The organism is Thauera sp. AutoDN2 (genome assembly GCF_051280715.1).
GTDB lineage: Bacteria > Pseudomonadota > Gammaproteobacteria > Burkholderiales > Rhodocyclaceae > Thauera.
The window spans coordinates 12,461-27,022 of the sequence record NZ_JBNCAR010000001.1; the positions used below are offsets into that span (position 1 = coordinate 12,461).

Annotated in this window: 11 protein-coding genes; 7 read left to right on the forward strand and 4 right to left on the reverse strand. The window is 65.3% G+C overall.

What is annotated here, in order from left to right:
* Positions 1-28: 28 nt before the first annotated feature.
* Both ACPT9U_RS00055 and ACPT9U_RS00060 read left to right on the forward strand, forming a co-directional pair.
* Positions 29-880 (forward strand): AAA family ATPase, encoded by an 852-nt coding sequence (locus ACPT9U_RS00055; RefSeq protein ID WP_418363409.1) that lies wholly within the window; start codon positions 29-31, stop codon positions 878-880.
* 58 nt (positions 881-938) lie between these two features.
* A complete protein-coding gene (locus ACPT9U_RS00060) occupies positions 939-2,117 on the forward strand; it encodes a vWA domain-containing protein (RefSeq protein WP_418363410.1) in 1,179 nt (392 codons plus the stop codon).
* A 120-nt stretch (positions 2,118-2,237) separates the two neighbouring features.
* Here the strand turns inward: ACPT9U_RS00060 and ACPT9U_RS00065 are convergent, their stop codons facing one another.
* Entirely contained in the window at positions 2,238-2,741 is a 504-nt protein-coding gene (locus tag ACPT9U_RS00065; RefSeq protein ID WP_418363411.1) for a MarR family winged helix-turn-helix transcriptional regulator, read from the reverse strand.
* A 183-nt stretch (positions 2,742-2,924) separates the two neighbouring features.
* On the opposite strand from ACPT9U_RS00065, the gene ACPT9U_RS00070 reads away from it, so the two are divergent.
* Positions 2,925-4,577, forward strand: a complete 1,653-nt coding sequence (locus ACPT9U_RS00070) for a chloride channel protein (protein WP_435749485.1) — start codon at positions 2,925-2,927, stop codon at positions 4,575-4,577.
* 65 nt (positions 4,578-4,642) lie between these two features.
* On the opposite strand, the gene htpG is transcribed toward ACPT9U_RS00070, so the two are convergent.
* The 3 genes from htpG to greB form a co-directional block, all read right to left on the reverse strand.
* Positions 4,643-6,586: a molecular chaperone HtpG gene (gene htpG, locus ACPT9U_RS00075; protein WP_435749486.1), complete on the reverse strand. Its 1,944-nt coding sequence runs from the start codon at positions 6,584-6,586 to the stop codon at positions 4,643-4,645.
* Positions 6,587-6,681: 95 nt separating this feature from the next.
* Positions 6,682-8,313 (reverse strand): methyl-accepting chemotaxis protein, encoded by a 1,632-nt coding sequence (locus ACPT9U_RS00080; protein WP_435749487.1) that lies wholly within the window; start codon positions 8,311-8,313, stop codon positions 6,682-6,684.
* A gap of 161 nt (positions 8,314-8,474) precedes the next feature.
* Positions 8,475-9,029 carry a transcription elongation factor GreB gene (gene greB / locus ACPT9U_RS00085; protein ID WP_435749488.1) on the reverse strand — a complete coding sequence of 185 codons (555 nt, stop codon included), beginning with the start codon at positions 9,027-9,029 and terminating at the stop codon, positions 8,475-8,477.
* A gap of 197 nt (positions 9,030-9,226) precedes the next feature.
* Here greB and ACPT9U_RS00090 point away from each other — a divergent pair, with 197 nt between their 5' ends.
* The 4 genes from ACPT9U_RS00090 to ACPT9U_RS00105 all read left to right on the forward strand — a co-directional run bounded on the left by ACPT9U_RS00090 (position 9,227) and on the right by ACPT9U_RS00105 (position 14,554).
* Complete coding sequence (locus tag ACPT9U_RS00090; RefSeq protein ID WP_418363416.1) at positions 9,227-9,442, forward strand: YdcH family protein; 216 nt, start codon at positions 9,227-9,229, stop codon at positions 9,440-9,442.
* A 206-nt stretch (positions 9,443-9,648) separates the two neighbouring features.
* Complete coding sequence (locus ACPT9U_RS00095) at positions 9,649-11,466, forward strand: ATP-binding protein (RefSeq protein WP_435749490.1); 1,818 nt, start codon at positions 9,649-9,651, stop codon at positions 11,464-11,466.
* The gene (locus ACPT9U_RS00100) at positions 11,463-11,840 is read left to right on the forward strand and encodes a response regulator (RefSeq protein ID WP_435749491.1); all 378 of its coding nucleotides are present in this window, start codon (positions 11,463-11,465) and stop codon (positions 11,838-11,840) included. Before ACPT9U_RS00095 ends, ACPT9U_RS00100 begins: the two co-directional genes overlap by 4 nt.
* Entirely contained in the window at positions 11,837-14,554 is a 2,718-nt protein-coding gene (locus tag ACPT9U_RS00105; RefSeq protein ID WP_435749492.1) for a two-component system response regulator, read from the forward strand. The genes ACPT9U_RS00100 and ACPT9U_RS00105 overlap by 4 nt, the downstream gene beginning before the upstream one ends.
* The last annotated feature ends 8 nt before the right edge of the window (positions 14,555-14,562 follow it).

The following is a 14,562-nucleotide window of genomic DNA, read 5'->3' on the forward strand; positions in this document are numbered from 1 at the left end:
CGACGCTAACCGTTTCGAGGAAACCTGCATGTCCGATCTGCGCTTCGAAGGCTCACAAGACTACGTCGCCACCCCCGACCTGATGCTCGCGGTCAACGCGGCAATCCGCCTGCAACGACCCCTGCTGATCAAGGGCGAGCCCGGCACCGGCAAGACCATGCTCGCGGAGCAGGTGGCCGCCGCCCTGGGCCTGCCACTGCTGCAGTGGCACATCAAGTCCACCACCAAGGCGCAGCAGGGTCTGTACGAATACGATGCAGTCTCGCGCCTGCGCGACTCGCAGCTCGGCGACGACCGCGTCAAGGACATTGGCAACTACATCGTCAAGGGCGTGCTGTGGCAGGCCTTCGAGGCCGAGCAGCCAACCGTGGTACTCATCGACGAGATCGACAAGGCCGACATCGAGTTCCCCAACGACCTGCTGCGCGAAATCGACCGCATGGAGTTTCATGTGTACGAGACGCGCCAGACCATCCAGGCGCGCCACCGACCCATCGTCTTCATCACCTCGAACAACGAGAAGGAACTGCCCGACGCCTTCCTGCGCCGCTGCTTCTTCCACTACATCCGCTTCCCCGACCGCGACACGATGCAGCGCATCGTGGACGTGCATTTCCCGGGCCTGAAGAAGGCGCTGCTCGCCGAGGCGCTGGAGGTTTTCTTCGGGCTGCGCGACGTCCCCGGACTGAAGAAGAAGCCCAGCACCTCGGAGCTCATCGACTGGCTCAAGCTGCTGGTGGCCGAGGACATCCCGCCCGAGGCGCTGCGCAGCAGCGACGGCCGGACAGCGATTCCGCCGCTGCATGGTGCGCTGCTCAAGAACGAACAGGACATGCACCTGTTCGAACGCCTGGTGTTCATGGCGCGCCACAATCGCTGAGCGGTCCCCCATCGGCGGACCAGCCGCTGCCGACCCGGTACCCGCGGAACGAACCACCATGCTGATCGACTTCTTCCTGCACTTGAAGACACGCAAGCTGCCAGTCTCGACGCGCGAGTTCCTCGCCATGCTCGAGGGCTTGCACGCGCGGGTCTGCGGCCCCTCGCTCGAGGACTTCTACTTCTACGCCCGCACCTGTCTGGTCAAGGACGAGTCCCTGTACGACCGCTTCGACCAGGCTTTCGGCGAGTACTTCAAGGGGGCCAGCCAGGCGCCGGGTCTGGAAGCGGAGCTGCCCGAGGAATGGCTGCGCGCCATGGCGAAGAAGCACCTCTCGCCTGAGGAACGCGAAAAGCTGGAAAAGCTCGGCTGGGACAAGCTGATGGAAACGTTCCGCAAGCGCCTCGAAGAGCAGAAGGGGCGCCACCAGGGCGGCAACAAGTGGATCGGCACCGGCGGCAGCTCGCCTTTCGGCAACAGCGGCACCCACCCCGAAGGCATTCGCGTCGGCGGCGAGTCTGCCGGCAACCGCACGGCGGTGAAGGTGTGGGACAAGCGCGAGTTCCGCAACCTCGACGATTCGGTGGAACTGGGTACGCGGAACATCAAGGTCGCACTGCGGCGACTACGCCGCTTCGCCCGCGAGGGTGCCACCGAGGAACTGGACCTGGACGGCACCATCGCCGCAACCGCGCGCAATGCCGGCTGGCTCGACCTGATGATGCGCCCAGAGCGTCACAATGCGGTGAAGGTGCTGCTGTTCCTGGATGTGGGCGGCTCGATGGACGACCACATCAAGGTGTGCGAAGAGCTGTTTTCCGCCTGCCGGCTGGAGTTCAAGCATCTCGAGTACTTCTATTTCCACAACTGCGTGTATGAGGGCGTGTGGCGCGACAACCATCGGCGCCATTCCGAACGCACCGCACTGCTCGACGTGATCCACAAGTACGGGTCGGACTACAAGCTGATCTTCGTTGGCGACGCGACCATGAGCCCGTATGAGATCCTGCATCCGCACGGCTCGGTCGAGCACATGAACAGCGAGGCCGGCGCCACCTGGCTGCGCCGCCTGCTCGACGCCTACCCGGCCGCGGCCTGGCTGAACCCCGAGCCCGAGCGTCTGTGGCCCTACCGCAAGTCCATCGAGCTCATCCAGCAGATCATGGGCGCGCGCATGTATCCGCTCACGCTGGATGGCATCGGGCGTGCAATGCAGAACCTGTCGAAGAAGCACTGACCACGCGCAATACAGGCAAAAAGAGAGCGACCCATCGGGTCGCTCCAACTGCTGTCCGCATCAGTGCAAGAACACCAAGGGAACACGTTCGCCCGGCCCGCCCACGGGGCCGGCCGAGTGTCATTCGGTAAAGGGCAGCGGCTGCATGCCGAAGCCGTCGTCGAGGTTCTTGATCTGGCGGAGAAGCTTGTCCAGTTCGCTCTGCAGGCTGACCAGCCCTTCCTCGTCCATCAGGCGCAAGGCTTCGGGTAGTACGCCCCGTGCGGGAGAAGGCGCTCTGGTGAGCAAGGCGTTGCCTTCCTCGGTCAGATAGAGCCGCACCACACGCTGATCCGCGCTCGTGCGCTGCTTGCGCAGCAGACCCGCGGTTTCCAGCCGATCGACCATGTTCGAGGTCGTCGATTGGTGCAGCGCCATACGATTCGCCAACTCACCCACGCGCAAGCCATCGGACTCGCGGAGTTCCTGCAAAGCCCAAAGCTGTGCACCTGTAACGCCACTCTGCCGCTCTATCCACTGCGAGTGCCGCTGCGCCGTGCGGATCAGGATCCTGAAACGTTGCAGCACGGACAACGGGGTTGCCGGCAGCGCCGGCTTCTTCACTTTCTGTTGCGATTCCGCCATTTGAATCTCGTGGAAACTATATTTGTTCAAAGCTTCATTGTCAAAAAAACATCACAGCGTGCAGCGGCAGCTATGGTAGCGGTATCGTTCACCTTGCGCATGTGCAACATTGCAAAAAAACAAACGTTTCCGCGCCCGGCACACCCCGAACCCCGGAAGCGCTGAACCGCCGCCAGGCACCCGATGACGATCGAACCCACACCCGAAACAAGCAGTCGTACAACCCCGCGCAAGCCTGGCCGCTGGGCGCCCGCCCGCCTGCTGCGCGGCGGAAGACGCTACTTCCTTCCCTGGCTCTCACTGCGGCGCTGGCGGGTCCGCCTGTTGCTCGTCGGCGCGGCACTGTTCGCCGGGCTGATCGCGATCGCGTTCGCGATCGGGGCCGAACTCGCAATCGCCACGCACGCATCGATCATCGGCGAGCACCCGTGGCTCACGCTGCTGATCGCCCCCGGCGGCTTCGCCGCGCTCGCCTGGATCTCCTTCCGCCTGTTCCCCGGGACCGAGGGCAGCGGCATCCCGCAGGCAATCGCCGCATCGGCATCCGACGACGGACGGGTGCGGCGCAAGCTGCTTTCGCTGCGCATCGCGATCGCCAAGGTCTTCCTGACCTTGGGCGGCCTGCTCAGCGGCGCATCCGTCGGCCGCGAGGGGCCTTCGGTGCAGATCGGCGCCTCGGTGATGCTTCTGCTGTCGAGCCGCAAGCGGCGGCGGCGCATCGCGTCGAGCCGCGACCTGATCGTCGCGGGCAGCGGCGCCGGCATCGCGGCTGCATTCAACACCCCGCTCGGCGGCATCATGTTCGCGATCGAGGAGATGTGCCGCTACCACGCTTTCCGCGCCAACAGCACCACTCTTACCGCAGTCATCTTCGCCGGTCTGATGTCGCTCGCAGTGCTCGGCAACTACACCTACTTCGGCCGCACACTGGCGGCCATCGGCTGGCCGGACGGCATCTGGCCCGTGCTGGCCTGCGGCGTCGCAGGCGGGCTGCTGGGCGGCATCTTCACGCGCGTGCTGATCGCAAGCGCGCGCGGGCTGCCCGGACGTCTGGGGCTCATCGCACGCACCCGCCCGGTGGCCTTCGCCGGCATGTGCGGCCTGCTGACGGCCTTGATCGGCCTGGCAAGTGGCGGACTGACCTACGGTACCGGCTACGCCGAATCCAAGGCCGCCCTCGAAGGCAGCGCGGCCCTGCCGGTCGCCTTCACGCTGATGAAGATGGCGGTGATCTGGCTGGTCTTCGTTTCCCGCATTCCGGGCGGCATCTTCGCCCCTGCACTCGCAGTGGGCGCCGGTCTGGGATCGGACGTCGCGCTGCTGCTGCCCGGCGAGCCCGACCCGGCGATCCTGGTGCTGGGTATGGTGGCCTTCCTCGCCGCGATGACGCAGGCCCCGATTACGTCCTTCGTGATCGTCATGGAGATGACCGCGAATCACCAGATGCTGCTGCCGCTGATGGCGACCGCAGTGGTCGCACACAGCGTTTCACGTTCGGTCGCGCCCGTGCCGCTGTATCACGCGCTCTCGCACGCATGGCTGCGCAAGGCGCACCGGCAGGTGGAAGCCGCCGCTGCAGGACAAGCCGCGCAGAGCAGCGCCGCGGCAGCCACCGGGCAGGATGGCGCAGCCGCAGCCGCAGCCGCCAAGTCGACGCCGGAGCCGGTTTCCATCGAGTCAGGCACGGCGCCCGAGCCGAGCACTGTGACAGAAACTGCACTGCCTGCCGAGGAGACGCCTGTCCCCGACGCGCCGAGCGCGGTGGCAGCAATACCCGATGCCCCCCTTGCGCCCGATGCGCCAGCGCCCGGCGGCCGGCCCGACGCCACCACCTGAATGCACAAGGGCGGCCACCTTCCGGCGCGCCGCCCTTTTTTTCCCCTCGCGCTGGAGAGGCCGACTCAGTTGCCGCTCATCGCCATCATCAGCTGGTTGATGCGCTTCACAAACGTCGCCGGGTCATCGAGCGTACCGCCCTCGGCCAGCAACGCCTGATCGAACAGCACCGCCGCCCAGTCGTCGAAGTGCTTGTCCTCGTACTTCAGGCGCAGCACCGCCGGATGGTTGGGATTGACCTCGAGGATAGGCTTCGAGTCCGGTGCACTCTGGCCCGCGGCCTTGAGGATGCGCGCCAGATTCATGCCCAGGTCGTGCTCGTCGGCCACCAGGCAGGCAGGCGAATCGGTCAGGCGCAGGGTCACTTTCACATCCTTGACGCGTTCGCCCAGGCTCGCCTTCATCTTGTCGAGCAGTTCCTTGTACTCGTCGGCGGCCTTCTCAGCTTCCTTCTTCTCGGCCTCGTCCTCCAGCGCACCCAGGTCCAGGCCGCCCTTGGCGACAGAGACCAGCGGCTTGCCGTCGAACTCGGTGAGGTTGCCGGTCACCCACTCATCGACACGGTCGGACAGCAGCAGCACTTCGATGCCCTTCTTGCGGAAGACCTCGAGATGCGGGCTGTTCTTGGCCGCGTTGAAGGTCTCGGCGGTGACGAAGTAGATCTTGTCCTGGCCTTCCTTCATGCGGCCGATGTAGTCGGCGAGCGAGACGACCTCATCGGGCGTGTCGAGCTGGGTCGAGGCGAAGCGCAGCAGGCCAGCGATCTTCTCCTTGTTGGCGAAGTCCTCGCCCACACCTTCCTTGAGCACCTTGCCGAATGCCTTCCAGAAGGTGGCGTACTTGGCGCGCTCGGCTTCGTCCTCGCTGTTGGCCAGGCTCTCGAGCAGGGTCAGCACCTTCTTCGTGCAGCCGGCGCGGATGGTGTCGATGTCCTTGGACTCCTGCAGGATCTCGCGCGACACGTTGAGCGGCAGGTCGGCCGAATCGACCACGCCGCGCACGAAGCGCAGGTAGGTCGGCATCAGCTTCTCGGCGTCGTCCATGATGAACACGCGCTTCACATACAGCTTGATGCCATGCTTGGCGCTGCGGTCCCACAGGTCGAAGGGCGCGTTCTTCGGGATGTAGAGCAGGTTAGTGTATTCGTGGCGGCCTTCGACGCGCGAGTGGGTCCACGCCAGCGGGTCCTCGAAGTCGTGCGCAACGTGCTTGTAAAAGCCCGTGTACTCGTCGTCCTTGATGTCGTTCTTGGCGCGTGTCCACAGCGCGTTGGCCTGGTTGACCGTCTCGTCCTCGTCGGTCAACACCTGCGCCTTCTGCTCCTCGCTCCATTCCTCCTTCTTCATCACGATCGGCTGCACGATGTGATCGGAGTACTTGCGGATCAGGCTCTTGAGCTTCCACGATGACAGCAGGTCTTCCTGGCCTTCGCGCAGATGCAGGGTGATCTCGGTGCCGCGGCTGGCCTTGTCGACCTGCGCCACAGTGTAGGCGCCAGCTTCGTCGCCGGCCATCGAGCACTCCCACTTCACGCCCTCGCCGGCAGCCTGACCGGCGCGGCGGGTGAGCACGGTGACGCGATCGGCGACGAGGAAGGCGGAGTAAAAGCCGACGCCGAACTGGCCGATGAGGTTGGCATCCTTCTTCTGGTCGCCCGTGAGCTGGCCGAAGAACTCGCGCGTACCGGACTTGGCGATGGTGCCCAGGTGGGCGATGGCCTCGTCGCGGCTCATGCCGATGCCGTTGTCGGCGATGGTGATGGTCTTGGCGTCGGCGTCAAAGCCGATGCGGATCTTCAGCTCAGCGTCGTCTTCATAGAGCGCGCCGTTGTCGAGCGCCTCGAAGCGCAGCTTGTCGCAGGCGTCGGAGGCGTTGGACACGAGCTCGCGCAGGAAGATCTCGCGGTTGGAGTACAGCGAGTGAATCATCAGGTGAAGCAGTTGCTTCACCTCGGCCTGGAAGTTCAGGGTCTGGGACGATGCATTGTTCGGGTTCTGCACTTCGGACATGTGACTGCGGCTCCGTCTGTTTGATCAGGACGGAGCCGCAGATGGGGGCGTGTGCCCGCGCTTTCAAGTACCGGCCCGCGCATGCGAGCCGGTCCTCAACAGCGGAAGCGACCGACGAGCTGGTTGAGGTCGCCGGCGAGCTGCTCCATGCGTTCGGCGAGCTGCGCCATCTCGACCATCTCGGTGGAGGTGTTCTCCGCCATCGAGGTGATCTTCTCGACCTGCTGGGCGATCTCCGTCGCCGCGGAGCTCTGCTCCCGGGTGGCAAACGCCACACCACGGATCTTCTCCAGCGCCTCGCCGGCGCCCGAGCGGATCTGGTGCAGCGACTCGGTGGTCTCATCGACCAGCGCAACCCCGCCTTCCACCTGCGCCGAAACCTCGGCCATCGCTGCCACCGTGCCACGGGTCTCCGTCTGGATGCCCTCGATCACCTTCTCGATCTGCACCGTGGCAGAGGCCGTGCGCTCAGCCAGACCGCGCACCTCATCCGCGACCACCGCAAAGCCACGTCCCTGCTCACCGGCCCGTGCGGCCTCGATCGCCGCATTGAGCGCGAGCAGGTTGGTCTGCCCCGCGATCTCCTTGATCACGTTCGCGATCGAGCCCACCTCATCGGCACGTGCAACCAGGTGCTGGATCCTTTCGGCCGCAGCGCCCACCTTGGCAGCGATCGAGCGCATCTCCGTCACGACGCGTTCCGCCCGCCCCGCGCCCTCCTGTGCAAGCTCGGACGTGGCCGCGGAGTTCTCCTCGGCATGGCGGGCACCATCGGAGATGTGCTCCACGCTCACCGTCATCTGCTCGACGGCCGCCGCGATGGACGCGGTTGCATCGGTCTGCGCGGCCGATGCCCTGGAAACCACCCGCGAGGCCTGAGAGATATCCTGCGCAGTTCGGGTCAGCTGCCCCGAGCTCTGACCGATCTCGCCGACCATGGAGCGCAGCTGGCCGAGCATGTTCGATAGCGTGCCGAGCAGGCTTTCGCCCCCCGCCCGGTTCCGGACCTCGACATCCAGATGCCCATCCGCCGCGCGGCGCATGATCTCGTTCGCATAGACCGGCTCTCCACCGAGCGCGGAGACCACGCCGCGGACCACCCACCAGGAGATCAAGCCCAGAATCACGACCACGGCGAGCACGAATGCGCCGAGCCTCATCACCGCATCGCGCATCGAGGCGTCGATGTCGTCCACATACACGCCGGTTCCCACGATCCAGTCCCACTCAGCGAACATCTTTACGTAGGACAGCTTCGGCTGCGGCATGTCGGACCCCGGACGTGGCCACAGGTAATCGACGAAGCCCGCGCCATCGGCGTGTGCGACGCGCACGAACTCGCGGAACAGGTATTTGCCCTGTGGATCGCGGTTCTCCGACAGGTTCTTGCCCTCGAGCTCGGGGCGGATCGGGTGCATCACGATCACCGGCCCGCTGTCATTCACCCAGAAATACTCGTTACCCTGATAGCGCAACGCGCGCAGTGCGGCCTTGGCCGCTTCCTGTGCGCTCGCGCGGCTCATCGCCCCGTTGCGCTCCAGGGCGTGGAAGTGCGCGATCAGGCCATGCGCCACGTCCACCTGGTTCTTGATGTTGCGCTCGTACCCCTCGGCCATCTGCCGGTACTCATCGCGCACGGCCACCGCGGTGAGCAGCGCCAGGCCGGCCATCGCGACCACGACCATGAGCGAAATACGCTGCACGATCGACATTGATTTAAGGCTCATGATCCCTGTCCCTGTCTTGTAACGACGCCGACCCAAACCCCAGAGCACGGCGACCTCCCCTGTGCCCGGTATCGGTGAAAATCGTCCTGACTTGAGCCATTTACTTCACGGTCGTCGCGAAAACCTCCATAAAACGCACAGGCGGACATCCCGCTCGCATTTCAGACGTAGGCGATGTCCACGATCTCGAGCTCACGCGGCCCGGCCGGACTCTGGAAGCGCACGACCTCCCCCGCCCTGGACTTCAGCACGGCACGCGCAAGCGGCGAGATCCAGCTGATACGCCCCTGCGAGGCGTCGGCCTCATCCACCCCCACGATCTGCAAAGTCTGCTCCTCTCCGGTTTCGAGGTCGCAGAAGCACACCGTAGCGCCGAAGAACACCTGCTCCAGGCCTTGCTGGCGCTCGGGATCGACCACCTCGGCGTTTTCGATGCGCTTGATCAGGAAGCGGATGCGGCGGTCGATCTCGCGCAGCCGCTTCTTGCCGTAGATGTAATCCCCGTTCTCCGAGCGGTCGCCGTTGCCCGCGGCCCAGGCCACGGTCTCGACCAGCTTGGGGCGCTCGAAACGCACGAGCTGATCGAGTTCGGCACGCAGCGCGTCATAGCCGCGGCGAGTCATGTAGTTCTTGCTGCCGGCGGGCAGGCGCAAGCCCGGTGCGAGCGCCTCTTCGTCCTCGTCCCCGTCGGGCTCCTTCACAAAGGCCTTGTTCATCTTCAGCCCGCTTCGATCACCAAAGTGCGGATGGTACGGACTGGATCGCACTAGCGCCAACCCACCTGCCGCCCGCCGCCCCGCAGCAACCATCCCCGACGCATTGTCAGCCCAGGCCGGGCCGCATACCATTGGGAAAAAATACGGTGCGGGTGCGCCCTTCAGCATGCCGCGCGAAACATCGGGGGAGCGCATTCATGACAAACCAGCAATTCGACGAGGTCACCAGCCTTCGCACGCGACTCGAGGAGCTTCGCCTCGAGCACCGCGACCTCGACGACGCAATCGCCCGCTTCGCGCAGCAGCCGCCCGAAGACGAGCTCATGCTGCGGCGCTTCAAGAAACGCAAGCTCGCACTGAAAGACCGCATCGCTGCGATCGAGCACATGCTCGACCCCGACGAATACGCTTGATGCATGCTTCCCCCTGCCGGGTTCCGATGGCACGATCGTCGCGCATTGAGACAGGCGCTTGGACGCCAGGGCAAGCCCCCATCAAACATCGTCCGTGACGATTCGCACACAAACTCAGCGCTCAAAATGGGTACCATTCTCAACGCGTAAGCTGCTCCCGGGCTGTCGGTGCCGGCGAGCAGTTCCATGTCTCCGAGACCAGGACAATGGCCATTCCGCCCGCGGTCCAGCGAATCAGCACACCCGATCCGTACCGCGGGCAAGCAGGTTTCGTCCACACGGTGCTGCTGGTGCTCATCGCCTGTGTGGCCACCCTTACCGGCAGTGCGCACGCAGGCCAGACGGTGCGCGTGGGTCTCTACCAGAACAGTCCCAAGATTGGCATCACCGCCGAGGGGCGGGGCGAAGGGATCTTCATCGACATCCTCGAGGCCATCGCCGCGCGTGAAGGCTGGCAGATCGAGTACGTTCCCGGTTCATGGGGAGAAGGCCTGGCCCGGCTCGAAGCGGGCGAGATCGACCTGATGCCGGACGTTGCGCGCGACACCGAGCGTGAGATGCGATTCCTGTTTCATGATGAGCCAGTGCTGTCGAGCTGGAATCAGATCTACACCCTGCCGGATGCAGGCGTCCGCGCGCTGCCGGACCTCGCGCAGAGACGCATCGCCGTGCTGGAAGGATCGGTGCAACAGGATCAACTGCAGCAGTTGCTGGCCACGTTCAGCCTGAGCGCAACGCTGCGTGCCTTTCCCAGCTATGCAGAGGCCTTCGCCGCGGTCGCCGCGGGGGAATCGGATGCGGCGGTGACGAACCGCTTCTTCGGCATTCGTCATGCCGCGCACTTCGGTCTGGTCGACACGGCAATCATCTTCAGTCCCTCCCGCCTGTTCTACGCAATGAAGAGGGGCGGTGACCGCTCCCTGCTGGCCACAATCGACCGCCACCTGCTTGCGATGAAAGCCGACCCGAGCTCGGTATTCTTCCGCTCCCACGCCCGCTGGACCGTACAGGCGGAAAGCCCGAAGACTGCCCTTCCGGCCTGGATTGCCAAAGCAGCCATGCTGGTGATCGGGCTGCTCATCGCAAGCGCCCTGTGGGTGTGGATGCTGCGGCGGCAAGTCCGCGTGAAGACGCGCGAGATCACGCAACGCAACGAGGAGATCACGCGCCTCGCCCACGGGCTCGAGCAGCGCGTCGCCGAGCGCACCGCCGAGCTCGCCGACACCAACCGCGAACTGCTCACCGCCAAGCACGCCGCCGAGTCCGCCGACCGCCTGAAATCGGCCTTCCTCGCCACCATGAGCCACGAGCTGCGCACCCCGCTCAACTCCATCATCGGCTTCACCGGCATCCTGCTGCAGGGGCTCGCCGGCCCCCTGAGCAACGAACAGGCTCACCAGCTCGGAATGGTCCGGGACAGCGCCCGCCACCTGCTGGCGCTGATCAACGACGTCCTCGACATCTCGAAGATCGAGGCGGGTGAATTGCGTATCGCCCACGCGCCCTTCGATCTTGCCGCTTCGGCCGAGAAGGTGGCCGGCATCGTTCGTCCTCTTGCGGAACGCAAGGGCCTCACGCTCGAACTCGACAAGCCGCCCGTCCCCTGCGTCATGACCGGAGACGCGCGACGCGTCGAACAGATCCTGCTCAATCTGCTGACCAACGCGATCAAGTTCACCGAGCACGGTCGCGCCACCCTCCAGCTCGAGTATCCGGCGCCTTCGGCCGGGGACGAGCACATCGTGGCCGGCGCTGGTCCCACCGTAGCGAAACTGACCGTACGCGACACGGGGATGGGAATCCGCGCCGAGGATATGCCACTGCTCTTCCAGCCCTTCCGTCAGATCGACAGCGCGCTCTCGCGCCAGCACGAGGGCACGGGCCTGGGGCTGGCAATCTGCAAGCGGCTGGCAACGCTCATGGGCGGAGACATCACCGTCGAAAGCGAATGGGGCCACGGCAGCCGATTCACCCTCACGTTACCGCTCGACACGGCCGCGGTATCACACGGGAGAGAGTCATGAACCGGCGCATTCTGCTGATCGAGGACAACCCTCACAACCGCTACCTCGCCTGTTTCCTCCTCCGCGCTCGCGGATGGGAGGTGATCGAGGCCGAGGACGGCCCCGACGGCCTGCGTGTCGCTGCCGACGTCGCGCCGGCCGTGATCCTGCTCGACATCCAGTTGCCGGGAATGGATGGCTATGAAGTCGCGCGCAGGCTACGCGCAAACCCCAGCCTCGCAGAAGTTCCGATCATCGCGGTGACTTCCTACGCCATGCCCGGCGACCGCGAGCAATGCCTCGCCGCAGGCTGCACGGGCTACATCGAGAAACCCATCGACCCCGAACACTTCGCCGAAGAGGTGGAGCGTTACCACGCGGAGACCGACGCATGAGGAAGATCCTGATCGTCGACGACCGCACCGACAACCGGTACCTGTTGCGCGCACTGCTTCAGGGGCACGGCTTCACAGTGGAAGAGGCCGACAACGGCATTGCAGCGCTGGCCTCGGCCCGGACACACCGACCCAATCTGGTCATCAGTGATCTGCTGATGCCGGCCATGGACGGCTATACCCTGCTCCGCGAGTGGAAAGCGGACCCCAGCCTCGCACCAATCCCCTTCGTCGTCTACACGGCAACCTACACCGAACCGCGCGATGAGCGGCTCGCACTCGACCTGGGCGCCGACGCCTTCATCGTCAAGCCTGCAGAACCCGACGTCTTCATGCACGCGGTGGAGAACGTCCTCGCTGCCACGGCAGCCGACAAACAGCCTGCAGCCAAGCCGCGTACCGATGAAAGCGTCGTGCTCAAGGAATACAACCAGATTCTGATCGGCAAGCTCGAACAGCGCAGCGCACAGCTCGAGGCCCGGGTGGCCGAGCTGCAGCAGGCCGAGTGCCGTCTCGAACGCCTGAACCGCCTGTATGCGGCGCTCAGCGCGACCAACCACACCATCGTCCACGCTGCCGATGCTGCCGACCTGCTGCAGGCGACCTGCCGGATCGCCGTCGAACGGGGCGGACTGGCGGCAGCATGGATCGGCCTCCTCTCCCCCGGCAGCGAAGAACTCCGCGTGGCCGCGAACCATGGCGCACCCCTGCCCTGGCTCGAGCACCTCGCGCCACTGACCACGCAGCCGCCCCCGCGCACTCCTGCGGAGATCGCAACCGCCTCCGGACGCACCTATCTCTGCAACCTCCTTCAGGCTGACGCTGCACTGGTGCACCTGCATGAAGCGTTTGCGCAGGCAGGGGTCGAGGCCGCGGTCGCCGTCCCGTTGCAGCTGGACGGGTCGGTGAACGGCTGCTTCACCCTGTTCGCCCGAGAAGCCGGGTTCTTCGACGACGCCATGACCGAACTCGTCACCGAGATGGCATCGGACATTGCCTTCGCGCTGGAGAACTTCGAACGCGATGCACGCAGCCAACGCGCAGAAGAAACCGCCCATCTGCTGGGCAGGGCAGTCGAGGCCTCGGCCAACGGCATCATGATCACCGACCCGCGCCAGCCGGACAACCCGCTCATTCATGTGAACCGCGCCTTCGAGCGCATCACCGGGTACAGCGCTTCCGAAGCGCTCGGGCGCAACCCACGCTTCCTCGCGGCCAGCGACACCGGACAACGCGGCCTTACAGAGCTCCGCATGGCGATCAAGTCGGGGCGCGAGGTCGACGTCGTGCTGCGCAACTACCGCAAGGACGGCAGCCTGTTCTGGAACGAGCTCAGCGTTGCCCCGGTGTACGATGCGGCTGGCCGGGCGACGCACTGCGTTGGCGTCATCAACGACATCACCGAGCGCATTGCCTACGAGGAAGCGCTCGAGCGCCGAAACAACGAAGACCCCGTGACCGGCCTCGCCAGCCGCAACCTGCTGCGCGACCGCAGCAACCAGGCGATCGCCTTCGCGCGCCAGGACGGGCGGGCGCTGGCCCTGCTGCTGATCGACCTCGACAATTTCAAGCGCATCAACGACGGTCTCGGTCATGACGCAGGCGACCAGATGCTGAAGGAGATCGCCCGCCGCATCCGTGGCTGCGTGGACGCCCACGACACCGTCGCCCGCCTGGGCGGCGACGAATTCGTCGTCATGCTCGCCGACCTCGCCAGCCCCCAGACGGCAGCCCTGGTGGCAGCACGGATCCTGCGTGCGGTGCGCACGCCGATCATCGCGCACGGCCGCGAGATCGAGATCTCGGCCAGCATCGGTGCCAGCGTCTTCCCGCAGGATGATGACGACTTCGACGCGCTGCTTCGCGACGCCGATGCGGCGATGTATCGCGCCAAGGACGCCGGACGCAACACCTTCCGCTTCTACACCTCGGACATGAACGCGGAAGCGGTCACCAAACTCGAGATGGAGGCTCGACTCCGGCGCGCGATCGCGCAGGACGAGCTCGTCCTGCATTTCCAGCCGCTGTACGAGGCGCAATCGGGCAGCTTGTTCGCGGCCGAAGCGCTGGTTCGCATGCGTGCTGCGGACGGCGGGTTGATCCCCCCTGGAAACTTCATCCCGCTCGCGGAGGAGACCGGACTCATCCTCGCAGTCGGCCGCTGGGTCATGCTCGCCGCCTGCCGTGAGGCGCGCCGCTGGATCGACATGGGACGGGAGATGCAGGTCGCGGTCAACCTCTCTGCCCGCCAGTTCAACGACGCCGGACTCACCGAGCACATCCACGACTGTCTCGCCGAAACAGGCCTCTCCGCACGCCTGCTGAAGCTGGAGATCACGGAGAGCATGGTCATGTGCAATGCCGTCCAGGCCGCTCAGATCCTCTCGGGGCTCAAGGCGCTCGGGGTGGGCATCTCGGTGGACGACTTCGGCACCGGCCACTCCTCGCTGGCCTACCTGCGCCGCTTCCCGCTCGATCAGCTGAAGATCGACCGCAGCTTCGTGCACGACGCCGCACAGGACGAGGACAGCGCCGCGATCGTCCGTGGCATCATCGCACTGGCACGCAGCCTGCGCTTGCAGACCGTCGCGGAGGGTGTCGAAACGGCAGAACAGGCCCGGTTCCTGAAAGACGCTGGATGCGACCTCCTGCAGGGCTACTATTTCAACCGCCCGCTCGAATCCGAAGCGCTGGCGCGCCTGCTCGCCACCTGAATTCCCCC

What these genes read in the sequence shown, in the direction of transcription:
- ACPT9U_RS00055 (WP_418363409.1), top strand. Translation starts at nt 29, where the DNA reads ATGTCCGATCTGCGCTTCGAAGGCTCACAAGACTACGTCGCCACCCCC.
- ACPT9U_RS00095 (WP_435749490.1), top strand. Translation starts at nt 9,649, where the DNA reads ATGGCCATTCCGCCCGCGGTCCAGCGAATCAGCACACCCGATCCGTAC.
- ACPT9U_RS00060 (WP_418363410.1), top strand. Translation starts at nt 939, where the DNA reads ATGCTGATCGACTTCTTCCTGCACTTGAAGACACGCAAGCTGCCAGTC.
- htpG (WP_435749486.1), bottom strand. Translation starts at nt 6,586, where the DNA reads ATGTCCGAAGTGCAGAACCCGAACAATGCATCGTCCCAGACCCTGAAC.
- ACPT9U_RS00105 (WP_435749492.1), top strand. Translation starts at nt 11,837, where the DNA reads ATGAGGAAGATCCTGATCGTCGACGACCGCACCGACAACCGGTACCTG.
- ACPT9U_RS00070 (WP_435749485.1), top strand. Translation starts at nt 2,925, where the DNA reads ATGACGATCGAACCCACACCCGAAACAAGCAGTCGTACAACCCCGCGC.
- greB (WP_435749488.1), bottom strand. Translation starts at nt 9,029, where the DNA reads ATGAACAAGGCCTTTGTGAAGGAGCCCGACGGGGACGAGGACGAAGAG.
- ACPT9U_RS00100 (WP_435749491.1), top strand. Translation starts at nt 11,463, where the DNA reads ATGAACCGGCGCATTCTGCTGATCGAGGACAACCCTCACAACCGCTAC.
- ACPT9U_RS00080 (WP_435749487.1), bottom strand. Translation starts at nt 8,313, where the DNA reads ATGAGCCTTAAATCAATGTCGATCGTGCAGCGTATTTCGCTCATGGTC.
- ACPT9U_RS00090 (WP_418363416.1), top strand. Translation starts at nt 9,227, where the DNA reads ATGACAAACCAGCAATTCGACGAGGTCACCAGCCTTCGCACGCGACTC.
- ACPT9U_RS00065 (WP_418363411.1), bottom strand. Translation starts at nt 2,741, where the DNA reads ATGGCGGAATCGCAACAGAAAGTGAAGAAGCCGGCGCTGCCGGCAACC.